Source organism: Paraglaciecola sp. IT1134 (genome assembly GCF_058068185.1).
Window position 1 is genome coordinate 335,672 of the sequence record NZ_CM176486.1, and the last position, 26,384, is coordinate 362,055.

19 protein-coding genes are annotated in these 26,384 nt (G+C 41.2%); 10 read left to right on the top strand and 9 right to left on the bottom strand.

Annotated elements, in window-relative coordinates:
* The first annotated feature begins 146 nt into the window (after positions 1 to 146).
* The 4 genes from AC3RV5_RS01560 to AC3RV5_RS01575 all read left to right on the top strand — a co-directional run bounded on the left by AC3RV5_RS01560 (position 147) and on the right by AC3RV5_RS01575 (position 4,808).
* Entirely contained in the window at positions 147 to 1,325 is a 1,179-nt protein-coding gene (locus AC3RV5_RS01560) for an acyl-CoA dehydrogenase family protein (RefSeq protein ID WP_489730250.1), read from the top strand.
* On the top strand, positions 1,322 to 2,623 hold the full coding sequence (locus AC3RV5_RS01565) for a CaiB/BaiF CoA transferase family protein (protein WP_489730251.1): 1,302 nt from the start codon (positions 1,322 to 1,324) through the stop codon (positions 2,621 to 2,623). Before AC3RV5_RS01560 ends, AC3RV5_RS01565 begins: the two co-directional genes overlap by 4 nt.
* Entirely contained in the window at positions 2,620 to 3,705 is a 1,086-nt protein-coding gene (locus AC3RV5_RS01570; RefSeq protein ID WP_489730252.1) for an acyl-CoA dehydrogenase family protein, read from the top strand. Before AC3RV5_RS01565 ends, AC3RV5_RS01570 begins: the two co-directional genes overlap by 4 nt.
* A 74-nt stretch (positions 3,706 to 3,779) precedes the next feature.
* Positions 3,780 to 4,808 (top strand): NAD(P)H-dependent flavin oxidoreductase, encoded by a 1,029-nt coding sequence (locus AC3RV5_RS01575; RefSeq protein WP_489730253.1) that lies wholly within the window; start codon positions 3,780 to 3,782, stop codon positions 4,806 to 4,808.
* 114 nt (positions 4,809 to 4,922) lie between these two features.
* Here the strand turns inward: AC3RV5_RS01575 and AC3RV5_RS01580 are convergent, their stop codons facing one another.
* Entirely contained in the window at positions 4,923 to 5,810 is an 888-nt protein-coding gene (locus AC3RV5_RS01580) for a LysR substrate-binding domain-containing protein (RefSeq protein ID WP_489730254.1), read from the bottom strand.
* Positions 5,811 to 6,044: 234 nt separating this feature from the next.
* Positions 6,045 to 6,836, bottom strand: coding sequence for a 2-(1,2-epoxy-1,2-dihydrophenyl)acetyl-CoA isomerase PaaG (paaG, locus tag AC3RV5_RS01585; protein ID WP_489730255.1), 792 nt, complete (start codon positions 6,834 to 6,836; stop codon positions 6,045 to 6,047).
* 417 nt (positions 6,837 to 7,253) lie between these two features.
* Between paaG and AC3RV5_RS01590 the strand changes: the two genes are divergently transcribed.
* The 5 genes from AC3RV5_RS01590 to nhaC all read left to right on the top strand — a co-directional run bounded on the left by AC3RV5_RS01590 (position 7,254) and on the right by nhaC (position 14,710).
* A complete protein-coding gene (locus AC3RV5_RS01590) occupies positions 7,254 to 8,912 on the top strand; it encodes a thiamine pyrophosphate-binding protein (RefSeq protein WP_489730256.1) in 1,659 nt (552 codons plus the stop codon).
* Between the two features lie 14 nt (positions 8,913 to 8,926).
* Entirely contained in the window at positions 8,927 to 10,144 is a 1,218-nt protein-coding gene (locus AC3RV5_RS01595; RefSeq protein WP_489730257.1) for a pyridoxal phosphate-dependent aminotransferase, read from the top strand.
* Positions 10,145 to 10,157: 13 nt separating this feature from the next.
* Positions 10,158 to 11,663, top strand: coding sequence for an aldehyde dehydrogenase (locus AC3RV5_RS01600; RefSeq protein ID WP_489730258.1), 1,506 nt, complete (start codon positions 10,158 to 10,160; stop codon positions 11,661 to 11,663).
* Between the two features lie 72 nt (positions 11,664 to 11,735).
* On the top strand, positions 11,736 to 13,076 hold the full coding sequence (locus AC3RV5_RS01605) for an MmgE/PrpD family protein (protein ID WP_489730259.1): 1,341 nt from the start codon (positions 11,736 to 11,738) through the stop codon (positions 13,074 to 13,076).
* 197 nt (positions 13,077 to 13,273) lie between these two features.
* The gene (gene nhaC / locus AC3RV5_RS01610; RefSeq protein ID WP_489730260.1) at positions 13,274 to 14,710 is read left to right on the top strand and encodes a Na+/H+ antiporter NhaC; all 1,437 of its coding nucleotides are present in this window, start codon (positions 13,274 to 13,276) and stop codon (positions 14,708 to 14,710) included.
* Between the two features lie 388 nt (positions 14,711 to 15,098).
* Here nhaC and AC3RV5_RS01615 read toward each other — a convergent pair whose 3' ends face one another.
* From AC3RV5_RS01615 to AC3RV5_RS01645, 7 genes are all read right to left on the bottom strand, one after another.
* Positions 15,099 to 15,995: a LysR substrate-binding domain-containing protein gene (locus AC3RV5_RS01615; protein ID WP_489730261.1), complete on the bottom strand. Its 897-nt coding sequence runs from the start codon at positions 15,993 to 15,995 to the stop codon at positions 15,099 to 15,101.
* A gap of 83 nt (positions 15,996 to 16,078) precedes the next feature.
* Entirely contained in the window at positions 16,079 to 17,305 is a 1,227-nt protein-coding gene (gene pcaF, locus AC3RV5_RS01620; RefSeq protein ID WP_489730262.1) for a 3-oxoadipyl-CoA thiolase, read from the bottom strand.
* A complete protein-coding gene (locus tag AC3RV5_RS01625) occupies positions 17,305 to 18,879 on the bottom strand; it encodes a 3-hydroxyacyl-CoA dehydrogenase (protein ID WP_489730263.1) in 1,575 nt (524 codons plus the stop codon). The genes pcaF and AC3RV5_RS01625 overlap by 1 nt, the downstream gene beginning before the upstream one ends.
* Positions 18,880 to 18,891: 12 nt before the next feature.
* On the bottom strand, positions 18,892 to 19,671 hold the full coding sequence (gene paaF, locus AC3RV5_RS01630) for a 2,3-dehydroadipyl-CoA hydratase PaaF (RefSeq protein WP_489730264.1): 780 nt from the start codon (positions 19,669 to 19,671) through the stop codon (positions 18,892 to 18,894).
* Between the two features lie 13 nt (positions 19,672 to 19,684).
* A complete protein-coding gene (locus tag AC3RV5_RS01635) occupies positions 19,685 to 21,331 on the bottom strand; it encodes an electron transfer flavoprotein-ubiquinone oxidoreductase (RefSeq protein ID WP_489732066.1) in 1,647 nt (548 codons plus the stop codon).
* A gap of 87 nt (positions 21,332 to 21,418) precedes the next feature.
* Positions 21,419 to 22,348 carry an electron transfer flavoprotein subunit alpha/FixB family protein gene (locus tag AC3RV5_RS01640; protein WP_489730265.1) on the bottom strand — a complete coding sequence of 310 codons (930 nt, stop codon included), beginning with the start codon at positions 22,346 to 22,348 and terminating at the stop codon, positions 21,419 to 21,421.
* A complete protein-coding gene (locus tag AC3RV5_RS01645; protein WP_489730266.1) occupies positions 22,348 to 23,097 on the bottom strand; it encodes an electron transfer flavoprotein subunit beta/FixA family protein in 750 nt (249 codons plus the stop codon). The genes AC3RV5_RS01640 and AC3RV5_RS01645 overlap by 1 nt, the downstream gene beginning before the upstream one ends.
* Positions 23,098 to 23,573: 476 nt before the next feature.
* Here AC3RV5_RS01645 and AC3RV5_RS01650 point away from each other — a divergent pair, with 476 nt between their 5' ends.
* A complete protein-coding gene (locus AC3RV5_RS01650; RefSeq protein ID WP_489732067.1) occupies positions 23,574 to 26,135 on the top strand; it encodes a TonB-dependent receptor plug domain-containing protein in 2,562 nt (853 codons plus the stop codon).
* The last annotated feature ends 249 nt before the right edge of the window (positions 26,136 to 26,384 follow it).

Here is a 26,384-nt window from a genome sequence, read left to right on the forward strand (position 1 = left end):
AAAATTCAAATCAAAATGAATTCATACTAGGCTGAATCCAATTCTCTTGTGCCATAAGTTAAAGCGATTCAACATAGTTGCAAGTTTCGAAAGTTAATACTCGAAATTAAATAACTGCTGAATTTTGTACCGCCTCGGAGATAGATATGCGGCTTATACCAACTGATGAAGAATCAAGTGAACTTAGACAACAAGTCTTAGATTTTTGCGAAAAAAACCTACCAGAAACTACTGTTGGCTTAGAGCGTCAAGGGACCATGAGTGATGGTGATTCAATAGAATTTTTTAAACGACTTGGTCAGGCAGGGTGGATTGGGCGGCACTGGCCAGAACAATACGGCGGTAAAGGTTGTAGCCATCTCGAAACATTTATTATTGACGAAGCACTCGGATATGCACGGGCTCCTTTAAGTGGTTACCTTTTGTCCGTTAAAGTGTTTGGTAACAGTTTGATGTTATTTGGTACTGACAAACAGAAGGCTAAATACCTGCCTATGATCACTAGTGGAGATGCGATTCTTTGCCAAGGTTTTTCTGAGCCGAGTGCAGGATCTGATTTTGGTTCGTTACGAACCAGTGCTCGTCTTGATGGAGATGAATATGTCATTAATGGTCACAAAATTTGGACTTCTAGTGCCGAAGTTGCTACGCATATGTATCTTGCAGCGAGAACAGATCCTACCGCATTGAAACACCGAGGTATCAGTACATTTGTGCTTGATATGAAAACAGATGGTGTCACGGTCAATACTTTAGAAACTCTAGGTGGCGGGGTGATAAATGAGGTTTTCTTTGATAATGCGCGTATTCCAGCAGATAACCTCATTGGCGAACTTAACCGTGGCTTCCACCAATCGATGAAAAGTTTAGATTTAGAACGTTCGGCAATGGATCGTATTGGAGCGGCTAAAAGAGCGCTAGACGATTTAACCGAGTATGTTCATCAAGAGGGAAGTGCAGCAGACGGTGGTCGCTTAGCCGATATTCCCGCAGTAAAAGAACAAATTGCTGAATTATACGCTCGAGCTCAAGTTTCTCGGACCTTCGGGTACCTTATTGCGCGCCATCTAGACGCAGGTACAGGAGCAAGTAATGAGTTTTCTTACGGTAAATTGTATATAGGTTTGCTTTCTCAAGCGATAGCGTGTGCTGCGGTTGATATTATTGGCACTAAAGCCTTGTTTGAATACGGTTCCGAGTTAGCAGTGAATGACGGTTTATTGACCGCATTATATCGCGCAAGTCCTGCACTTACACTAGCTGGTGGTAGTAGTGAAATTCAAAAAACTATTATTGCGACGCGCGGTTTGGAGTTACCAAGATGAGTATGCCAAAAAACGATCTTCCCTTAAGTGGTATTCGTATTGTTGATTTTTCAGGTTATGTCGCGGGTCCTTTTTGCTGCATGTTACTAGGTGATATGGGCGCAGACGTGATTAAAGTTGAATCCCCCAGAGGTGAACAATGGCGATACCAAGACCCTTTTGCTCCCGGGGTGAGTCAGAGCTTTATGGCATTAAACCGGAACAAACGCTCGGTGGTTATCGACTTAAAGACACCTGAAGGGCGAGTAAATGCTATTAAATTATTAGAAACAGCGGATGTTATGGTGTCTAACTTTAGACCGGGCGTTGCTGAACGTTATGGCTTGGATCACCCAAAACTTAAAGCGCTATTTCCAAGCCTTATTTATACCACTAATACAGCTTATGGTCCTACTGGCTCGCGTAGCTTACAAGCGGGTTATGATTTGGTAGTTCAAGCATTTAGTGGCTTGTTGAGTTCAAATCCAGCACCTGATGGTGGCGTTCCTAAGCGTTATGCTGGTGTTGCGTTGGTAGATTTTACCGCGGGACATAACATGCTTTTTGGCATTATGTGTGCTCTATTTCAACGTATCAAAACCGGTGAAGGGCAAAAAGTGGAAGCATCATTACTTGAAGCTGCGCTGGGTTTGCAACGTCAAAAAATGCTAACGGTTGAAGGTGCGGTGGAGTTACCTATTAAAGATGGTAATACCATTGAACAAATGGCGGCTGTATCTAAACGCTCAAATGCATTTGGGGCTCGTGAACTTTATTACCGTACCTATCAAACTTCGGATGGTTTTATCACTGTAGGCTGTTTGAATGTGCCACAGCGCCAAATATTCCTCAATATATTGGATATGGAGGACCCTTGGCATGCAAATCCAGATGATATTCCTGTCAATAACGAAATAGACCAAATCCGTCGAGATCTTTCATTAACTGCAGAGAAGCATTTTTCAAAGCGCTCAACCCAAGCTTGGGTTGAGCGATTTGAAGCTCAGGGGATACCTAATGCTCCACTACAAATGTTAGAACAAGTCATGCAAGACCCACAGGTTGTTAACAGTAACTTTTTGTATGAATACGATTATCCTGGATACGGAAAAGTACAAAGTGTTGGCACCGGGGTACGTGTTGGCGAAGGCGGTCAAGTACGAAGGCCTCCGCCACGTCTGGGTGAACATACTGATGAAATAATGCAAGAGATTAGTATTGCTAAACAACCTAATTCAGCGGTAAGCCTCGCTGCCGAAATTGATAAAAAAAGTCCACAAGTCGCTAGAACGATCAATTTAGCAGGAGGAAAACTATGAGCTTAGCCAACAATACTCAAAGTCATGAAGAAGAAGTGGTAATGACTAATTTAGAAGCTGAAATGATACGAGATGCTGTGAAGAGTTTTACTGTATCAGAAAGTCCACTTACTGTAGTGCGCGCCGCTGAAGCCGGGGATTGGACCGAAGCTAATAACAGTTGGCCAAAGCTTGCCAAATTAGGTTGGTTAGAAATTCTTCAATATGAAGAAGCACAAAAAGAAGGTTTTATTGCCGCTTGTATAATTGCAGAGGAATTAGGCCGTGCAGCTTACCCTATGCCTTTTGCCGAAACAGCCGTATTAGCCTTACCATTGTTACGCGTTTTTGCTGAAGATAAAGTCGATTTAGATGTTTATAGCAGCGGTGAAAAAAGGGTTGCTTTTGCACTACCTTTAAATGGTTTACCGACAAAGGTTGAAGGATTAGCTGCGTTGAACTCAGGTGCAACCTGGATTGCTAATCAGCTTGAAAGCGCCGAATTACTGATTGTGCCTACAGTTAGCCATCATCAACCTGCGTTAGCATTGATTCCACGTCCTAGTATGGGATGGCAAGTAAGCACAATGCCTGATCTAGCCAATAATTCCTATAGTAAACTATCAAATGATAATTTTGCAGACGCTATTTTGGTTGAGCTACCTTGGCAAGCGTTAGCAAACGCTTTTGATCAATTTCGTTTAGTAACCTCTGCGTATATTGTTGGTCTCGCTTCACAAGTCACTGATATTGCTGTGGAATATGCAAAAGAACGTATAGCTTTCGAGAAACCCATTGGTTCTTTTCAGGCAGTTCAACATCGTTTGGCTGAATCTGCCCTAGAAATATCTGCAGCCCACCTATTAGTGCAAGAAGCGGCAGTTACGGGTGACTATCATCATATTCCTATTGCGTGTTTGCAAACAAGCGAAGCGGGTAAAAAGGCCACGTTTACAGCTCAACAAATATGGGCGGGAATGGGTTATACCATGGAGGTTGATGTTCAGTTGTTCTTCCGCAGAGCAAGAGCATATCAGTTTTTGCTTGGTACTACTTGGGAACTAAAAGAGCGTATTTGGGACAACGTGGTTCCTCATAGCTAATTGAGCCCATGAATGACTATCAATAGTAAGTTATTTTAAAAAAACTTACCGTTAAATTACACAGAGAAATTATTATGTTTAAAACACGTTTAACTGAATTACTAAATATTGAGCATCCGATCATCTGTGGCGGTATGTTTCGCTTGGGACGGGCTGAATTAGCTGCAGCAGTTTCGAATGCAGGCGGATTAGGCATCATTACTGCTGCAACGTTTCCCGACGAAGAAAGTTTCCAAGCTGAACTTGAGTTACTGAAAAAACTGACTGACAAGCCATTTGGTGTAAATATCAATTTATTTCCCACAGCACGAAAGTTTCAAGCAAGAGACTATATTACTATGTGCGTTGAGGCAGGAGTGAAAGTCATAGAAACTTCTGGCCGCAGCCCTGAAGAGTATATGGATCAACTAAAAGGGGCCGGTATGAAGGTTATTCATAAAGTGCCGGGCGCTCAGTATGCAGCCACCTGTCAGCGTATTGGTTGTGACGCGGTCAGTGTTGTTGGTTATGAAACAGGCGGTCACCCAGGCATGTCTGAGGTTGGTACTATGGTTATGATCCGTCGCGCGGTAGAAAATGTGGATATTCCCATTGTTGCTGGTGGTGGTATTGTCGATGGTTCAGGGCTTGCAGCTGCTTTATGTATGGGGGCTGAGGGTATTATTATGGGAACTCGTTTTGTCGCAACCCAAGAGTGCCCTGCGCATAGTGCGGTGAAGGATTGGATGAAAGGTGCCACAGAAGATGATACCGTCATAGTACAAAAAACCATAAACTCGCCAACACGTGTTGCCAAAAATGGTATGGCAATGAAAGTGCTTGATTTAGAGAAAAGCGGTGCAGGACTTGATGAACTTCTGCCATTAATCACTGGTACAAGAAATCCGTCAGTATATTCTGAGGGTAATCTTGATGATGCTATCTGGTCGTGTGGTCAAGCGGTAGGTTTAGTTAGAGATGTACCGACTTGCCAGGAGTTGATTGACAGAATCATTGCTGAAGCCGAACATTCACTTACACGCGTTAATGGTTTATGTGTGAATTCCAACATCGCAACATTTAAACATCCCAACATCCCAACATTTAAACATTTAAACATTTAAACATTTAAACATTTAAACATTTAAACATATAAGGCTTAATAGTTTTTTCTTTGGCGCTTTCACAGTTATGAAGTGGCAAGTGGCGAAGAAAAGCACAAAACCGCCTGTGCGAAGCTATTGAGTCTTACATTCTCCCAATAACCATTCTCTTAAACGCACCACATTTTTGAAATTAGCATGATGCTCTGGGTAAACCAAATAATATCCAAACCCAGTTTTGACGCGAATAGAATATGGCTCGATGAGCCGACCGCTTGCTAAATAATCAGCAACATATGGCATACGCCCTATGGCAATTCCCAACCCCGATGCGGCCGCTTCTAAAACCAGACCTCGGCTGTCTAAATCCAGCCAATGATTCTTGGAAAATGAGGTGTTGCCAGCAGCACTGAGCCACTCTTTCCACTCATCTGGTGCCAAGCTACAATAAATTAGCGTTTGCTCAGCGAGTTTTTCTAGCTCGTTCAGTGGTGGTAAGTCTTTAGCAAAGCAGGGGCTACAGACCAAAAAAAGCTCATCTTCAATAAGAAAATCACTGCATAAGCCAAGCCAAGTGCCATTGCCATAGCGAATTGCGGCGTCTATATCATTGCTACTAAACTCCACTGATTCTGTGGAACTAAGTAGTTTTATATCAAGATCAGGATAACGTAGTTTTAAATTGGGTAACAATGCCAACAACCAACACGAAGCAAGAGAATGTAATAGGTGTAAGGTTAATGAAGCGCGCTTATTCCTTTGAGTGACAGCACTTGTAGCACTCTCTAATCGATCAAAAACATCTTCGATTTGTTCAAGATACTTCGCACCAATAATGGTTAGTTTGGGCCTGCCTTTTTCACGGTGGAAAAGTTGTACACCAAGGTATTCTTCTAAAGAACGTACCTGATGGCTTACAGCTGATTCGGACAAGCATAAATCTTTTGCCGCCAATTTGAAATTATTATGGCGACCCGCTGCTTCAAAAGAACGTAAGGCGGCAAATGGCGGTAGTCGACGCATTAAAATTGGTCTCAAATTTTAAATATACATTGATATCTTTTGAATGGCTATAACCCACATGTTTTAAATGGGCTCAATAATTGAGCTAAGCGTCTAAATATCAGTATGTTAGTAAAAGAAAACTTGTTTAAAGGAAATTTTAGAAGGCAAAGAGAGGTTTTAAACTCACTGTATATAAACATGAATGGATCACCTTAGGATGTTAATTTATTGCCGTTTTTTGATAGGAAATTGCTATTTTCCGGAGAACAACGGTTTGCGTTTTTCCATAAATGCGGCAACACCTTCATGATAATCGTAAGTGCGACCAGCAATTGACTGTAAATCTCGTTCAAGGTCAAGTTGTTGTTCTAAAGTATTGGTTGCAGATGCCTTGAAGGCTCTTTTAATTAACGATAAACCAGTGGTGGGTTGAGTGGCCAAGTGTTTTGCCATGGTTAATGCCGAATCAACTAAGGTTTCAGGCGGGTAGGTTTTCCATATCATACCCCATTGCTCGGCTTGTACTGCCGTGATTTTCTCCCCTAATAGCGCAAGCGCCATCGCTCGGGGTGTGCCAACAGCGCGAGGTAGAGTCCATGTTCCGCCCGAATCAGGTACTAGGCCAATGTTGCAAAATGCTTGAATAAAGCTAGCGCTATTTGCCGCAAGTACTATGTCGCAGGCAAGCGCAATGTTCGCTCCTGCACCTGCAGCTACACCGTTAACGGCACATAAGACGGGAACATTTAACGACGTTATTGTGCGAATAAGTGGGTTATAGTTTTTTTCAATAGACTCTTCTAGCTTAGGCGCTGCAGATCCTGGGTTTGTTTTTCGCTCACTTAAATCTTGTCCTGCACAAAAGCCTCGACCGTTTGCGGTGATGAGCAAACAGCGAATTTCATCAATGAATTTTACTTGTTTAAGTGCGTCGCGAACTTCGCTGTGCATTGCAGCGTTGAAGCTATTCAGTTTATCAGGGCGATTAAAAGTTAATATTGCTACACCCTGGTCAATTTCAAAGATGATATGTTGATATAACATGGTTTTTTCCGATGAAAATTAAATGCTTAGCGCAAAACAAGCATTGAATATATTCAAATTTATTATCATCATCTTGAAATATTTATTTTGCTTGAGCAAACAAAATTAATTCAGCTGAGATTGAATTTAGTTTTCAGTCATGGGTATTAAGAAATCAACCGACACGAAGCGGTGTTGATAAGAAAGAATAATATTCACTTATCGGCAAAATTAATTCATTTGCAGAAACTGGAGCGAGTGCGCAAAGTACAAAAAGGAATTGTTTATGACATTGCAAACGTTTGAGCAAATAATTCTCAAGCTTGTGACGCATTGACCTTTAATAAATGGGTGTTTCGGTGGTACTAAAGCGTTCATAACCTCGCTGTAAGCTGGAATGTTAACTACAGAATAAGTTTTTTAATGAGTGTTCGTGATATGAAAAATCGTACTGGCGGGAGTGTTTTAATTGAGGCACTGGCAATAAACGGCGTAGAAAAAATATTTGGTGTTCCGGGTGAAAGTTATTTGGACGCATTAAATGCTCTTTATCAGCATAAAACTGGTATGGAATATATTACCTGTCGCCAAGAAGGAGGTGCTGCTTTTATGGCTGCATCCTATCCGCGTCTTACCGGTAAGACTGGTATATGCTTTGTTACTCGAGGTCCAGGAGCAACAAATGCATCGATAGGTGTACATACGGCTTTTCAAGATTCAGCTCCCATGATCCTTTTAATTGGCCAGGTTCCAAGAAAAAATATCGAACGAGAAGCATTCCAAGAGATTGATTACCGTAGAATGTTTGCACAAATGTCGAAGTGGACAGCACAAATAGATGATCCTGCTCGTATTCCTGAATTTATAAATCGCGCATTTCAAGTGGCTAATGCTGGTCGTCCTGGCCCCGTCGTTTTAGCTCTACCAGAAGATATGTTGCGTGAATATACCGACGTGCAAGATCTTACGCCTGCTACGCCAGTGAAAACGCATCCGGGTAAAAATGAACTTCAGCAAATGAAAGCCATGTTGCTTGCTGCAACCAAACCTCTTGTCATTATTGAAGCTATTTGTTGGGAAGATGAGCATCGTTTGGCTTTTGAAGATTTTTGTTCACGGAATAATATTCCCGTTGCTGCGGCATCTCGTCGTCAAAGCCTCTTTGATAATCATCATGAATGTTATGTTGGTGATGTTGCTTGGGGAAATATTCCAAGTTTGGCTAAAGGAATTGAAAACTGTGATTTATTGATATCCTTTGGCGCACGTCTTGATGAAGGCACTACCTGCAAATACACCGTATTTACACCGCCAGTGTTAAAACAAAAGTTTATTCATATTTATCCGCAGGCAGAAGAACTTGGTCGAGTTTACAAAGCCGATCTAATGATTAATGCTGGTATTAGTGAAATGGCGATTGCCTTAAGTGAACTTGAGCTAAACACTCAAGCGCAATTTGCCCAGTGGCGTGAAATATTACGCTCAGGGTATGTTGCGTCTTTGACCGCAGTAGCACAACCGGGCCATCTCGATATGGGAGTGGTGATGAGGCACCTTGGAAAAGTACTGCCTAAAGACACCATTGTAACAACGGGGGCGGGTAATTGCTCTGATTGGCCAAATAAAATTTATCAGTATAGCGGAAAGGGGACTAACTTATCTTCGGTGAGTGGTGCTATGGGGTACGGAGTTCCTGCGGCGGCAATGGCTAGTATTGTTTATAAAGATCGTACCGTGGTTTGTTTTTCAGGCGATGGCGACTTTTTAATGAATGGCCAAGAAATCGCTACCGCTGTGCAATATGGCGGTACACCAATCATACTAGTCATTAACAATGGTTTGTACGGCACGATACGTATGCATCAGCAACGTCGTCATCCGGGCCGTGTTAGTGGCACCGAGTTAGTAAATCCTGATTTTGGTGTGTATGCACAAGCTTTTGGTGGTTATGGTGAAACCGTGACTCGTACTGACGATTTCCCAGCAGCATTTGAGCGCGCACGAAAATCAGGCAAAGTAGCTGTTTTAGAACTAAAAATTGATCCAGAATCTATTTGTTTTAATTCGCCTGCGCTTAGTGAATTACCGCTGTTATAGTTAGGATAGATAAAATGACACAAGAGATTACACCACAATTTAATAAGCAACTTAATCAATTTCAACCGTCTGCTATCAATACTGTGTTTTCGTTGGCGAGTCAGTTAAAGGCTGAAGGAAAAGATATCATTGATTTAAGTATCGGTGAACCTGACTTTAACACGCCAGATCATATTAATACTGCGGCGATAGAGGCGATCAAAGGTAATCAAACCAAATATACGCCTTCGGATGGTTCAAAAGCACTTAAGGAAGCTGTTATTCGGAAATTCAAACGTGAAAATGGCTTGGATTATATACCAGAACAAATAGCGATAGACAGCGGCGTCAAACCATTACTCTTTCATGTAATGAAATCTGTACTCGATGAAGGCAGCGAAGTTATTGTGCCAACGCCTTGTTGGACGTCATATCCTGGCATGGTAATGCTTGCTGGTGGTAAACCAGTGTTTGTTTCTTGCCCACAAGACAAAGGTTTTAAGCTACAGGCTAAAGACCTTGAAGCTGCTATCAATGAAAATACACGTTTGGTGATGTTAAATTCACCAAGCAACCCTACAGGTGCAGCATACAGCCAAACAGAAATGAAAGCATTAACAGATGTATTGCTCAGACACCCACATGTGTGGGTATTGGCCGATGACATATACGAACACATTGTGTTTGACGGGTTTGTTAATGCTAATCCGGCGGCAGTTGAACCCGGGTTATTTGACCGAACTATTGTGCTTAATGGGGTTTCCAAAGCCTATTGCATGACGGGTTGGCGTATCGGATACGCCGCAGGTTCGACAGATTTTATGAAACAGTTATTAAAAGTATTGTCTCAAGGTGCAGGATGTCCCTGTTCAGTTAGTCAAGCGGCAGCTATTGCGGCATTAGACGGACCCCAAGAATACTTAAAAGATTGGGCGCGTTTATACCAAGAACGGCGAGATTATTTAGTAGAGCGTTTAGGGGGTATCGATGGCATTGATTGCAACTCTCCTGAAGGTGCATTTTATTTATACCCTTGTTTTAGCAAACTCATCGGAAGAACTACTCCTCAAGGTAAAGTGATTCAAAACAGTGTTGATTTTGTTTCCTATTTGTTAGAAGAAGCATCCGTTGCCGTAGTACCAGGCAGTGCATTTGAATATGATGAACACTTTCGCTTGTCCTATGCCACATCGGTTTCAGCGCTGGAAAAAGCCTGTGAACGCATTGAACTTGCCATAGCCGCATTAGATTAAGGAATGAGGACAAATGAAAAATTTATTAAAAAAAAGTCATGAATTTTGGCAAAAACAAGCTGAAAATATCCGTATTGAAACCGGTTTATATATTGATGGTGAATATCGCGATGGCGTCGATGGCCATAGTCTCGAAACCGTAAATCCAGTAAATGGGCAAATAATTGCTGAACTTGCTATTGCCACTAAAGCTGACGTAGATGAAGCCGTAGCCTCTGCAAAGCGAGCTTTTGATTCGGGTGTTTGGTCGGAAATTTCACCACGGCAGCGCATGAATGTTCTATTTCGGTTTGCTGAGTTGGTTGAAGAGAATGCAGCACAATTGGCTGTGCTCGAAAGTTTAGATATGGGGAAACCGGTGAGTCGTGTGTTGACCGCAGACTTACCAGAGGTGATCAGTACGATTCGTTACTTTGCAGAATGCATTGATAAAACTGAAGGAGCGGTTACCAATACCGAACAAGGGGCATTCCACTATATTCTAAGAGAGCCACTAGGCGTTGTTGGAGCAATAACACCTTGGAATTTTCCCATGATGTTAGCTATGTGGAAAGCCATACCAGCCTTAGCTGCGGGTAATACAGTGGTATTAAAACCTGCTGAACAGTCGCCCTTAAGTTGTTTGCGTTTGGGGGAATTATTTACCGAGGCCGGCGCGCCGGCGGGGGTGTTTAATATTATCAATGGTCCGGGAGAAATAACAGGCAAAGCATTAGCGCTCCATATGGACGTGTCAAAAATTTGCTTTACTGGTTCTACCGATGTAGGTCGTTTGATGATGGTCTATGCGGGGCAATCTAATCTAAAAAAAGTCGCTCTAGAGTGTGGTGGTAAAAGTCCACAAATTATTTTGGCCGATGTTCCTGATTTAGATGTGGCGGTAGATGCCGCTATTGCGGGCATTTACGCAAACTCAGGGCAAGTATGCAGTGCTGGTTCTCGACTGTTAGTGGAACGTTCTATTCATAAAGAATTTATCAAACGTTTTACCGAAAAAGCTAATCAAGCGTTTGTTCCTGGCGATCCATTAGATCCCTTAACAACAATGGGACCATTGGTGAGTCATGGTCACTGTAAAAATGTTATGGCCTATGTAGATAAAGGCATAAAAGAAGGAGCAACTTTGTTATTTGGTGGAGAAAAACCCGTTGGTTTTGATGATGGTGCTTACCTTAACCCAACGCTATTTGATGATGTCACAGCGGAGATGACGATCGCCAAAGATGAGATTTTTGGTCCAGTTGCTGTAGTTATACCGGTTGATGACGTTGACGAAGCCATTCGTATTGCCAATGACAGCATATACGGTTTAGGCGCGTCAGTATGGTCAAGCAATTTAAGTAAAGTTCATAAAACCGTCAAAAAAATTGAAGCAGGAACAGTTTGGGTGAATTGTTATGGCGATGGTGACGCAACACAACCTTTCGGTGGTTACAAACAATCAGGACATGGACGTGACCGAGGTATGGACTGCCTATTATCGTATACACAAACCAAATCGGTATGGATCAAGTTATAACGATTATACGTACCAGCTACACAGCGCGAAGGCTGCTGATATAGCGAGATAAAACTAATTTTAGGGGTTTCCATGAGTATTTCGGTTTCTGAGTTTGTTGAAAATTTACGTTATGAAGACATACCTAACGATGTCATGCGTGTTATGCGTCGTAGTTTATTAGATACCATTGGTGTTGCAGCAATTGGTAGTACAACCGACCTTTCACGTATTGTAACAAAATTTGCTAAATTACAGATGCCAGCAGGTGTAGACAGTGCTGCATCGCGATTATTCTTTTCTGGCTTATCACTTAGCCCAATGGGTGCAGCAATGGCTGGCGCGTTTACGATAGATTCCATTGATGCGCATGATGGTTATTCAAAGGTCAAAGGCCATGCGGGATCGGGGATTCTGCCAGCCGTAGTGGCAGTGATAGATGATTTATTGCGCCAAGGGGAAAGCGTAACCGACAAAGACTTATTGGTAGCACTTACTATAGGGTATGAAGTGGGTTATCGCTCGGGATTATGTATGCATGCAACTGTGCAAGATTATCATACTTCGGGGGCATGGACTGCCGTTGGTGCAGCAGCAGCAGCGGCGCATTTGTTGAAGCTCAATCAAACACAAATAAGCCACGCGATTGGTATTGCTGAATATCATGGACCGCGCAGTCAAATGATGCGATGTATTGATCATCCAACTATGTTGCGTGATGGTGTAGGTTGGGGGTCTCCTTCTGGGGTGTCAGCTGCTTATATGGCAAAAGAAGGGTTTACCGGCGCTCCAGCAATAACGGCTGAAGGTGAAGATGCGCAACCTTACTGGCATGATTTAACACAACGCTGGGAAGTGAATAATACCCATTATAAAGCCTACCCTGTTTGTCGTTGGGCACATCCTGCTATTGATGCGGTACAAGATTTAATGCGCGATAACAATATTTCAAGTGATGATATTGAACGTGCGCAAATTAAAACATTCCACTATGCAACGCGTTTAGCGGGTCACGAACCGAAAAGTTTAGACGAATTAACTTATGCGCTTGCTTACCCGTTTGCGATTATGGCGGTACATGGCGAAATAGGCCCTAAGCAGTTAAAAGAAAGTATTTTACATGATCGGGAAGTGCAACGAATTAGTTTAGCAACCGAAATTGTTGATGATGAACATTATACAAAAATCAGTATTGATAAACGGTGGGCGGATGTTGCGTTGTTTTTGAAAGATGGCAGAGTATTGCAATCAGATGCGCGCACACCTCGTGGTGATCCTGATAATCCACTGTCAGATCAAGAGATTAGTGCAAAATATCATCTGTTAGCTGATGATATTATTGGTAAAACTCGGGCTAATGCTATTGAAACGTTGATCGAACAAGAAGATTTTGATCTAAAGAAATTGTTAGCTTTGATTACTGAGGCAGTTTAAGTCTTGATAGCTTTTTTGTTACTTTTTTAAGTTATCTTATTAATATGTCTTCATCATTTCTGTGTAACAGAGACATTGGGTGTGTCTATTTTTTGAACTCCAGTTGAAGAAAATTTGATCTTAGGTTTGGTATAAAAGAGTTGCTGTTTTTGTCTTTTAGCTCTTTTATCCACTTAATTTTCTTGAGGAATTATTAAATGTCAGTTCACCCCAGAAACCCTTCGCTATGGGTCTCATCATTTCCTGTGCTTGTGCTAATGTCACTGATGTTTTTGAATTTTTATTTAGGTGATAAGGCGGTTCCAACCCTATATGTTTTAGTGGTCAGTGCTATTGTCGCTGGTGCTATTTCGTTACTCTATTTAAAAATATCTTACAGCCATTTGGAGTCGGGTATTCGCAAAGCCATTGATTCTGCGATGCCGGCAATACTAATTATTTTCGTCGTTGGCTCGCTAATCGCCGCTTGGATCATGTCTGGCATCGTCCCAATGTTTATTTATTATGGCCTGCAAATTATTCATCCGAGTTATTTCTTATTTGTTTGTTGTTTATTATGTTGTGTAGTTTCAGTTGCTATAGGCTCTAGTTGGTCAACCGCAGGTACCGTTGGTTTAGCTTTGATGGGCATAGGCGAAACGTTAGGCATTCCATCTGGAATGACGGCGGGCGCGGTCATCTCAGGTGCTTATTTTGGTGACAAGATGTCGCCAATGTCAGATACGACAAATTTGGCTCCCGCCATGGTAGGGGCTGATGTGATGACGCATATTAAACACATGACTTTCACTTCAGGTCCTGCAATTTTTATTTCATTATGTATTTATTTAGTCCTTGGTTTTGGCTATTCAGACAGCGCGATAGAAAGCGCTGAACTCGAAGGGGTTAAGTCGATTATTCTGGAAAATTTTAATGTTTCCCCGTTGTTATTGATTGTTCCTGGAATGGTCTTGTTTTTGGTGGTTAAAGGTGTTCCATCAATGCCATCGTTAATCGTTGGCTTGTTGTTGGCAGTAGTTGCAATCCCGCTGTTTCAATGGCAGTTACTCACTGCCTATCTTGATGGAGAGGTGACATTAACTGGCACATATTCACTTATTTTATCAGTGTTGTCGAATGGATTTACCATTGAAACTGGCAATGCGACTATAGATCGTTTGTTTTCACGTGGCGGTATGATCAGCATGACACAAGTGAATCTTTTAGCGATAGTTGCGCTGGTGTTTGGTGGCATTATGGAAGCAAGTGGTATGTTGGCTCGACTAACTGAAGTGATTTTAAAGGCTGTCAGTAGTATTGGCAGTTTAGTCACTGCAACCATTGCGACCTGCATATTTACCAATATCACTTCTGCTAATCAAACGATGGCTATTGTCGTGCCCGCCCGGATGTTTATTGATTCATTTAAGAAATTTGGCTTACAGTCAAAAAACTTGTCTCGTTGTATTGAAGATGGTGGCACGGTAACTGCGCCTTTAGTTCCTTGGAATACTAATGCAGTTTATATGTCAGGGGTTTTAGGTGTGAGCACTGGGGAGTATTTCATCTTTGCTTTCTTTTGCTTATTAAGTCCTATATGTTCAATAGTATTAGGTTATACAGGATTTACAATGACTAAAATTAATGTGGATTAAACAATAATTTAAATGTCTGAATGACAGTTGATAAAGTAATTATTTTGGGAAATACTATAAACTAAATTTATAAATGTAAGTGTTACAAAATAGAAAGGGTAGGTTGAAATTTTTTGTAATTTAAAGTAGATATGAGTTAGCTGGGTTCAGAATACTCTAAATTAAATTTTAGCGTGTAAAATACGTCAGTTCAGTATATTGATCGGTTTAATAATAGTTGCAGACTTAAAATCAAACGACGTTTATGACGAAATTGTTCAAAAATAGATGCAATAATTTTTACAATATCATAACTTTTTAGGCGAGGATAATTCTCTTTTTTTATTGCTACTCTACTTTTATCAAATATAAATGTTATCAAATCAACTGATTTCCTTGTACGTAGCAGTTACTCAAAACCACAAAGCTCACATTCTTCTATTAGCCAATCTCGTAAATATACGACATTATCAAAATTGGCATGATGCTCAGGATAAACAAGATAATAACCTTTATCTGTATTAACTCGATTAGTATAGGGTTCAACGAGTCGACCTAATTCAAGATATCCCAAAATATATGGCATTCGCCCTATGGCTACCCCCAGACCAGCAGCTGCAGCTTCAAGAGCTAGACCTCTACTATCCAAATCTAGCCAGTGAGCATTTATTTGTGGATCATTTCCAGTAGATTCTAGCCACCTTTTCCATTCATCAGGCGCTAAACTGCAATGAATTAAGGTGTGTTCTGAAAGTTGATGAATATTTTTCAGAGTAGGCAGGTTTTCGGCAACTTCAGGGCTACAAACAAGACATAATTTGTCTTCAATTAAGAAATCACTACGCAAACCTAACCAGTTACCGTCACCATATCTGATAGCAGCGTCAATATCGCCATTACTAAATTCAACTGATTCGGTTGCACTAAGCAATTTAATATCGAGATCAGGATGGCGACTCTTAAATTTAGGCAGAAGTGTTAAAAACCAACATGAGGCAAGTGAATGTAAAAGGTGAAGCGTAAGTGATGTGCGTTTACTTCGTTGTGCAACAGCATGGGTCGCACATTCAAGAGTATCAAAAAGGTCTTTGATACTTTCAAGGTAGATTGCACCTGTGCTGGTTAAAATTGGCCGACCTTTCTCTCGATGAAATAATTGAACACCTAAATATTCTTCAAGAGATCTCACTTGATGACTAACAGCTGACGCTGACAGGCAAACGTCTTCAGCAGCTAATTTAAAATTGTTGTGTCGTGCAGCTGCTTCAAAGGAACGCAGTGCGGCAAACGGTGGTAATCTACGCATATAAAATGATCTCAATGTTGTATTTATAATAAGTTAGATCGTTCTGATAAAGCAGCATGAACTAACTTTTATGGCTTGGACCTTCATTCGTCATTTTGTTGTGACAACCTTTCTATAATCAATGCGATGCCTTGTCCCACGCCAATACACATACTGCATAAAGCAAAACGTTTGTTTGTTCGCTGTAACTGATGCATCGCAGTGGTAATTAAACGCGCACCACTTGCCCCTAATGGATGCCCCAACGCGATAGCGCCACCGTTAGGATTAACTTTTGCTGAATCATCAGGTAGACCTAAGTCACGCATCACCGCTAAACTTTGTGAAGCAAACGCCTCATTGATTTCAATAACGTCCATTTGTTCTAATGTTAAGTTTGTTTGCTTAAGCAATTTTTTTATTGCCAAAGCAGGGCCAAATCCCATGATCCTAGGGGCAAGTCCTACAGTCGCCATACCAACAATGCGCGCTTTCGGAGTGAGGCCATGTTTTTCAGCCGCAGCTTTTGAGGCAATAAGTAACGCACAAGCGCCGTCGTTAACACCAGATGCGTTTCCCGCGGTGACTGAGCCGTTATCTCTAAATGGTGTTTTTAATTTTGCCAAATCAGCTAATGTAGTAGTTGCACGCGGGTGTTCATCTTTAGCAATGATAAGAGGATCTCCCTTTCGTTGTGGGATAGATACAGGTACTATTTCGACATCAAACAAGCCGTTATCCATGGCTAATTTGGTTTTTTGTTGACTATTAAATGCAAAAATATCTTGATCTTGACGTGTAATATTAAAATCTTCAGCCACGTTTTCTGCCGTTTCGGGCATCGAGTCAACTCCGAATTTAATTCTCATTTTCTTATTAATAAAACGCCAACCTATGGTGGTGTCGTAAAGCCCATTGGGGGTTCTGCTATAGGCAGATTCTGCTTTACCCATCACAAAAGGGGCACGAGACATAGATTCACAGCCTCCAGCGATAATCAGTTCCGCTTCACCCGCTTTAATTGCTCGTGACGCGATACCAACAGCATCCATTCCTGAACCGCATAAACGGTTGATGGTACTACCAGAAACATTGACGGGAAGACCGGCTAATAGGCTCGACATACGCGCAACATTTCGATTGTCTTCGCCTGCTTGATTGGCGTTGCCAAAAACCACATCATCGACTTGACTCCAATCTACTTGGGGGTTGCGATCCATCAACGCTTTTATAGGGATCGCACCTAAATCGTCTGCACGCACCGTTGATAATCCACCAGCGTAGCGGCCAAAAGGGGTGCGAATTGCATCGCAAATATAAGCATCAGCCATTAGTTTTTTCCTTGAATAGTTGACGTTTGAAATAGAGTCTCTAGTTTTTGTTCAGCGACTTTACGCCGCAGCAGAGGTGAAGGTCTGTAGCGATCTTCACCATAAGTGGCAGCTAAGTTTTTCAAAACATCAAGTGTATTGTTCAAACCAATTCTATTGGCCCAATCAAGCGGACCACAGGGGTAATTCACACCCGCTATCATTGCAATATCAACTGCTGATTCACTGCATACTTGTTGATTGACTGTATCAAAACCTTCATTTGCTAACATGCAAATGGTACGCATTAGAACGATGCCCGGAATGTCTGCAATAACGATGGTGTTTTTTTCTATTTTGTGGAATAAAGCCTTAGCGGTATCAATAGCCTGCTCAGAAGTGCTACTTGCAGGCGCTATTACAATATTTGATGTTTGTGTGTAATCAAGTGCTAGATCAAATTGGATTAAGTTTTCACACTCTAGTTGCTGTGCACGTTCAGCAGTAAACTGCCCATTGGTTAACATCAACGTGGTATCGTTAACGATGAGTTTTCCTTGTTGGCATTGCGCTGAGTTTTCAATATGGTTTATTTTGATACCTGCTGACTCGATTAACACGAGTAAATCATTGGCAATGCCTAAATCACCTTCTAACGTTACGGTGTTGATCGCATATTCTTGTCCCGTATCTGAATCGTGTGTTGATGAGTTTTTTTCTTGTTTTTCAGTGGAGTAGTCATAAAATCCACGGCCACTTTTGCGACCTAAGTGGCCTGCATTAACCAACTCTTTTTGTAGTACCGAAGGCAAAAATCTTGGGTCGTGATAAAATGCATTATAAATGGAGCAGGTAACCGCATAGTTCACGTCATGACCAATCAAGTCCATCAACTCAAATGGTCCCATGCGAAATTTCCCACTATCTTTCATTATTGCGTCTATCGTCTCAAAGGATGTTGCGCCTTCTTGCAATATTCGCAAACTCTCTGCATAAAACGAACGTGCGACTCTGTTGACAATAAATCCGGGTGTTGACTTTGCATGTACCGCTAGTTTTCCCCATTGTTGCACTAACGCAAAAACATCATTTGCAATATCAATATCCGTGTCTATTCCCCTGATCACTTCCACAAGTTTCATAATGGGTGCGGGATTAAAAAAATGCATACCAATTAGGTTTTTTGGGCGTTGTAGTGCCGCGCCAATAGCAGTGATGGAAATGGAAGAGGTATTGCTCGCTAAAATGGTATCTTGATGGCAAATATTTTCTAATTGGCGAAAAAGTTTTTGCTTTATTTCCAGTTTTTCAATAATGGCTTCAATCACTATATTGGCTGGCGTAAGATCTGTAATAATGGAAACTGGTTTGATACGACTTATAATGCCATCAGCTTCTTCTTGGCTAATTTTTTGTCTTTTTACCAATTTATTTAAGCTAATTTCCGTGGCTTCTATGCCGTTTTGTGCCGCACCCTTAACGGTATCAAATAAGAGCACTTGATGATTTGCTTTAGCGGCTACCTGAGCAATTCCTGCTCCCATTGTGCCTGCACCAATGACCGCGACTATTGAGTCTTTGTTTAAGCGTACCATGGATACTCCTCTTTATTTTCCGGTAAATTTAGGTTGACGCTTTTCGATAAAGGCAGCGATGCCTTCTTGTCGATCTTCTGTTGCCGCTAATAAATTAAATGCTTTTCTCTCTAGGTTTAGTCCAGTTTCTAGTGAGGTCTCATAAGCTTTAAGGATGCATTCTTTTGCTAAACGTAAGGCAATTGGAGGTTTGCTGGCAATTATTTTTGCAAGTTTTAAAGCACGCTCATAGCTTATTTCAGGTAATGTCACCTCACTGACCAAGCCAAAGTCTTTCGCTTGTTCGGCGTGAATAAATTCACCTGAAAGAACCATTTGCATTGCCATCGATTTACCTACTGTTTTTAATAATCGCTGGGTGCCACCTGCGCCAGGGATAATGCCGAGATTGATTTCTGGCTGTCCTATTTTTGCGTTATTACCTGCAATTACGATGTCGCAATGCATTAACAGTTCACAGCCAGCCCCAAGCGCCATACCGTTTACAGCAGCAATTAGGGGTTTTTGAAAAAGAGCAACACGGTGCCAAAGATTTGGACGTGGGTCATCCATGATGCCAATAACGTCAAGTGCGGCCATTTCTTTTATGTCAGCCCCAGCGGCAAAGACTTTTTCACCACCAGTGATAACAACGGCTTTAATACTCTTATTTTTCTGTGCTTTTTCTAAAACGGTTACAATTTCTTGTAATGTATTATTTCGTAAAGCGTTATGTGCCTTAGGACGATTCAAAGTAATAGTGATGATATTTGAATTAACTTCAGAAACCAAAATGTCTGTGTTTACTTGCATACTATTTTACTCATTACATATTTGGGTAATTAGGACCGCCACCACCTTCGGGTGGTGTCCAGTCAATGTTTTGGGTTGGATCTTTGATGTCGCAAGTTTTGCAATGCAGACAATTTTGCGCATTGATTTGTAATATCATTTCTCCTTGCTGATCCTTAATAATTTCGTAAACACCAGCAGGGCAATACCTGAGAGCAGGCTCTTTATAAACAGGAAAATTTAAAGTAAAAGGAATTTTAGTGTTTTTCAGGGACAGGTGACACGGCTGATCTTCTTCATGGCTGGTATTTGACAAATAAACTGAAGACGATTTATCAAAACTTAATACGCCGTCGGGTTTGGGGTAATTGATTTTCAAACAAGCGCTAGCTGGCTTCAATAAGCTATGGTCCGCTTCAGTGTCATGCAGAGTAAGGGGTATTTTTACAATATTCTGATCAATATAATTAAAAGCACCACCTAACACCATGCCGAACTTATGTAAGGCAGGACCAAAATTCCGGCTGCTATACAATTCTTCATATGCCCATGATTTCTGAAAGTTATCTGCAAAACTGGTTAAATCTAAGTGACATAATTCCGGGTCATCTTGAGCTGAAAAAATAGCATCAAATAAAGTTTCGGCCGCAATCATTCCTGATTTCATCGCTGTGTGTGTGCCTTTTATTTTGGCGAAATTTAATGTACCAGCGTCACAGCCTATCAATAATGCACCAGGCACACTCATTTTAGGGAGTGAGTTAAAACCGCCTTTGGTTATTGCCCTAGCGCCATAGGATATTCGAGTCCCTTCGGATAAGTACTGTGAGATTGTGGGGTGATGTTTTAAACGTTGAAACTCGTCATATGGACTTAAGTGAGGGTTATCATAATTGAGGTCGGTTATAAGGCCAACCACCACCTGATTATCTTCCGCATGATATAGAAAAAAACCACCATTAGTTTTTGATTCACTTAAAGGCCATCCTGTGCCATGTAAGACCAAGCCAAGTTGATGTTTTTCCGGGCTAATATTCCATATTTCTTTTATACCTAACCCATAATGTTGTGGATCTTTGTTTGCCCTAAGATCAAATTTTTTAATCAGTTCTTTACCCAGATGGCCGTGGCATCCTTCACTGAAAACCGTATATTTTGACAATAGGTCCATACCAGGCGTAAAACCTATTTTTGCTTCGCTTTGGGCATTTATTCCCATGTCGCCAGTCCCAATACCAGTGACTTGGCCGTCGTCTCCATACAGTACATGGGAAGCAGGAAAGCCAGGGAATATCTCAACACCAAGTTGTTCAGCTTGTTCCGCAAGCCAACGACAAAGGTTGCCCAAGCTTGCAATGTAATTGCCATGATTTAACATCGGCTTTGGAATGAGGAAGTTAGCCAATTCGTGTGACTTTTGCTGACTGCTCAGTAGCACAACTTTTTCATCGCTAACTTCAACATTTAGTGGTGCGCCTTTTTCCTGCCAGTCAGGAAATAGTTCATTAAGTGCTCGTGGTTCGACAATAGCACCTGATAAAATGTGGGCGCCAACTTCTGAGCCTTTTTCTACAACGCATACAGTTAATACTTGTTGTTGCTCGTTTGCTAGTTGCATCAGCCGGCAAGCGGTTGATAAACCGGCAGGGCCAGCACCAACAATAACAACATCAAATTCCATAGATTCACGCATTTATAGATATCTCTAGGTTAAGTTGAAGGAAGCAATTTTTACTCAACGGTGGGGATTATTGTATTGGCTCTATTTTTATAATTTTTCGGTTAACTCTGGTAATACATCAAATAAATCTGCGACCAGGCCATAATCGGCGACTTGGAAAATAGGTGCATCTTCATCGTTATTGATAGCAACAATTACCTTAGAGTCTTTCATTCCTGCTAAATGTTGTATAGCACCTGATATGCCAACCGCAATATACAGGTCAGGTGCGACAATTTTCCCGGTTTGTCCTATTTGCATATCGTTTGCAACAAAACCAGAGTCAACCGCTGCTCGAGATGCACCTACAGCACCGCCGAGTTTGTCCGCTAGTTTCTCCAATAATGCAAAGTTCTCTCCATTAGCCATGCCGCGTCCTCCAGAGACAATGACACTAGCACTGGTTAGTTCCGGTCGATCGCTATGTCCTAACTCGTCAGCCACAAAGAAACATTCTGTGTTTTCAAATATATTATTTATCGTGACTATTGATGCATTTCCGCCTGTTGTATTTGCGGGATCGAATGCTGTCGCGCGGATCGTCATTACTTTTTTACTATCCAGAGACTTAACCGTTGCAATAGCGTTTCCGGCGTATATTGCACGAGAAAACGTTTCATCGTCTTTGATTTTTATGACTTCAGATAGTTGTGCAACGCCAAGTAATGCCGCAATACGTGGCATCAGATTTTTACCCACTGCTGTTGCGGTACTTATGATATGGCTGTAATTTTTTGCAAGTTCTGCGGCAACTTGGCTGATGTTTTCTGCAAGCTGGTGCTGATAAACCTGATTATCGGCCACGATCACTCTATCTACTCCTGCTATATTCGCGACTTGGTCTGCAATATGCTGACAATTTAAACCAGCGAGAAAAACGTGGATTTCTTGATTTAGTTTTTCAGCTGCACTAACCGAGTGCAGCGTCGCCAAGTTGAGTGTTTTGTTATCATGTTCTGCAATAATGAGCGTTGTCATCAGATCACCTTCGCTTCAATTTTTAATTTTGTTATTAATTCATCTACTGAAGCAACTTTAACTCCCTGGGGTCTTTCGTTGGGGGTTTCCACCGAAAGCAGCTGAGTATGAATTGTTAGCTCCACACCCAATGATTCTGGCGTAACAATTCTCAATGGCTTACGCTTGGCTTTCATTATGTTTGGTAGCGAGGCATAACGCGGTTCATTCAAACGAAGATCGGTGGTTACAACTGCGGGAGTGGTGAGTTTTAGTGTTTGTAGACCACCATCAACTTCGCGAGTAACTATAATCATGCCTTCTTCGACTTTTAGTTGTGAAGCAAAGGTCGCCTGCGGCATATTGTTTAATGCGGCTAACATCTGGCCCGTTTGGTTATTGTCTGAATCTATCGATTGCTTACCAAGAATAATGAGGTCAACCTGTTCTTCCTTTACTATTTTGCTCAATAATTTGGCAATATTTAAGGGTTCAAGTATTCGATTTGTTTCGATTAAAATCCCTCGGTCGGCTCCTAATGCTAGCGCCGTGCGAATTTGTTCTTGGCTCGTCTTGTCACCAATGCTAACGACAATCACTTCCGTCGCAACGGCACGTTCTTTTAACCTAATAGCTTCTTCAACAGCGATTTCACAAAACGGATTCAGTGCCATTTTGGTATTGGTTAAATCAACATTTGACTTGTCAGACTTTACTTTTATTTTGATATTTGCATCTATTGTTCGCTTTACCGCGACCAGAATTTTCATAATATTTCACATGCCGTTTTTATTGCTGAAATGAAGTAAACGCCCCCTAAATTGCACAATCATGCTGCGTGAAATATTAGTATTCGGCAAACGAAACAAATTCAGCGGAGTGTGAAATAATTTGGAATTGATAGTGATGCTGTAAAATGGACAGTAGAGAGCGGAGGGTATTTTTCATTGTAAAGCAGGGGGGGGAAAATAATTCATTGGTCCACAAAATTAATTCGTTTGTAGTGATCTTTTCCAACGGACTAAAGTGGTTGTGAAAGTTGAATTTATGGGTACGGATAAAACAAACATGATATTTGGTTTTGTCAACTAAATGTGAAAGCTACTTTTGTTGTGAACGGATTGATTACATTGATTCTAATGCCATAAGGAATTTCACAAAAAATAGTGAAATAAGTTTCAGGCACAACGTTAGATATAATTACAAAAATAAAACTCTAAATTATAATGGGAAATTGAATATGTCTATGAAATCACACCCCTGCACATTAGCTTTTTCAATAGCTTTTGCTCTAGGTACAACACATTCATACGCTGCTGCAGAAAATGTGGATGACGCAAAAGTTATAGAAAAAATTGCTGTGGTAGGTTCCAGAGGAGCGCCGCGCTCAATTGGGGATTCTCCAGTTCCCGTAGACATAATTGGTGGCGATGAATTAGGAAAAACGGGTTCAAGTGATATGCTTGACCAACTGGTTAGCGCTGTGCCCTCTTTTAGTGTGCGTTCACAACCTATTAGTGATGGAGCAACATTTATTCGACCAGTCAATTTACGAGGATTACCCTCTGACAATACCTTAATATTAGTAAATGGTAAACGTCGTCACCGCGCTGCAGTAATTTCTTTTACTGGTGGTGGTATCAATGACGGCTCTCAAGGCCCTGATATATCCGTGATCCCCAGCATTGCGATCAAACAAGTTGAAGTGCTTCGAGATGGTGCAGCGGCTCAGTATGGTTCAGATGCAATTGCTGGGGTGATGAATTTTGTTCTTAAAGATAGCTCTGATGGTGGTTCGCTTGATGTTAAATATGGTGAATACTACGAAGGTGACGGAGGAACAACCACCATTTCAGGAAATATGGGTATGCCGTTTACCGCTGATGGTTTTGCCAATTTAAGCTTTCAAGTAAAAAATTCAGACGCTACAAGCAGAAGTGTACAATCCCAAGATGGTTTGGATGCTATAGCAACAGGAAACACCGATGTACGCACACCAGCAACGATTATTTGGGGTAACCCTGATATCAATGACGACATCACTGTGTTTGCTAATGTTGGCCTTGATGTGGGTAATGATAAAGAATTCTACATGTTTGGTAACTATTCTGAACGTCAAGTTGAAGGTGGTTATTATTATCGCAGCCCAATAAATAAAGATGGTGTATTTACCAATGGCAATGGCGGTTTATTAGTAGGCGATTTAACGCCAGATCAAAGTGCAAATTGCCCAGCAGTGCCATTACCAGCAAGCGGTAATGTGCTCGATACTGCCGCTTATCAACAAGTTGCTGCCAATCCAAACTGTTTTACGTTCCATGAAATGTTTCCTGGTGGGTATACACCTACTTTTGGAGGAGATATAACCGATACGGCTATGACTTTTGGTACTAAGGGTTCAATCAATAGTGGTTTCCTTGATGATGCATATTATGACATCAGTGCATCTGTTGGCCGCAGTCAAGCTAACTTTACCCTGTCAAATGCGATTAATCCTTCATTAGGGCCAGATACGCCTTTGTCATTTGATGTTGGATCGTATATTCAGCTAGAAAAAATGCTGAATGCTGATATCGTAAAATCAATTGAAATTGGTTTAGATGAGCAAATGAACTTTGCCGCAGGTATTGAGTGGCGAGAAGATAGTTTTGAAGTGATTTCGGGACAAAAAGAATCTTGGGAGTCAGGTTCGTTGGCAAGCCAAGGCTTTGGTATAAGCACATCACCAAGTGGATTTGCGGGCTTTTCTCCTGAAAGTCAAGGTGAAAACAAGCGCCGTAGTGTTGCTTTTTTTGTCGATACAGAAATCTATTTATCTGAAGACTTTATGATTGGTGCCGCTATTCGCTATGAAGATTATTCAACGTTTGGTGATACCACTAACTTCAAACTAACCGGACAGTATTCTCTTAGTGATGAATTTTCAATTCGTGGTTCTTTAGGTACTGGCTTTAGAGCGCCAACGGTAGGCCAGGCTAATGTGGTAAATACCACAACTACGACTGGCTCTGATGGTAATTTAAGTGCAGCAGGATTATTTCCAGCATCAGCACCAATATCTCAGTTTTATGGCGCCCAAGAACTTATGCCAGAAGACTCGAAAAGCTACGCATTTGGTATGGTTTATGAGAATGCTAACTTCTTTTTAACGGCTGATTATTATCATATTGAAGTGACCGATAGGATCACGCAATCGAGTTCATTCATTGTTGAACCAGGTGACTATAATGCACTGGAAGAGATTGGCGTAAACAAACCTGAGCAATTTGGTCAAGTAAAATACTTCAGTAATGACTTTGATACCACTACTCAAGGTATTGACTTAGTTGCTCACTACAGTATGTCGTTATTGGACGGCGATACTCGATTTAATTTAGCCTATAACTGGAATGATACTAATGTCGACAAGTTCAATCCTGATACCACTAACGAGTTAAAGATAAGACGTCTTGAAGATGAAATGCCTCATAATCGCGGCACTTTTACAATCAATCAAACGTGGGACGACTTAAACATGTTTGTTAGAACAAACATGTTTGGTTCATTCTATGCCGTTCATGCTGATGGTTGGGGAGGGAGACGTGAGGCAGATTCTTCATTCACAATAGACGCTCAAGTTAGTTATTTCGTAACTGAAGATTTAATGTTAAGTGTTGGTGCTAACAACTTGTTAGATAATGAACCCGAAAAAGTTGATGGAAACTTTGAAGATTATTGGTCGAAGAATTATGGAGGCAAATATTTTGAGAATAGCCCGTTCGATTTTAATGGCGGATTCTACTATATGAAAGCAACTTATAATTTCTAGCTTTCGATGAATATTCATTATTTGATAAATAGAGTGGTGTGAATTCAGGGGGGCAAACATGAGCTGACTAATGTAAAAAGTTATATTTTACATTACATATTGGGCGCTACTTTTTCGTAAACAGTACAGAACTTCCTTGCTCTGTACTGTTTTTTATTTACTCTATTTAAACTTTAAATCAGCATATATGTTTTCCTGATTACCCATGAAGGTCAGTCACTTTTCGTCCATGGCTCTAGAAGCCCTGAA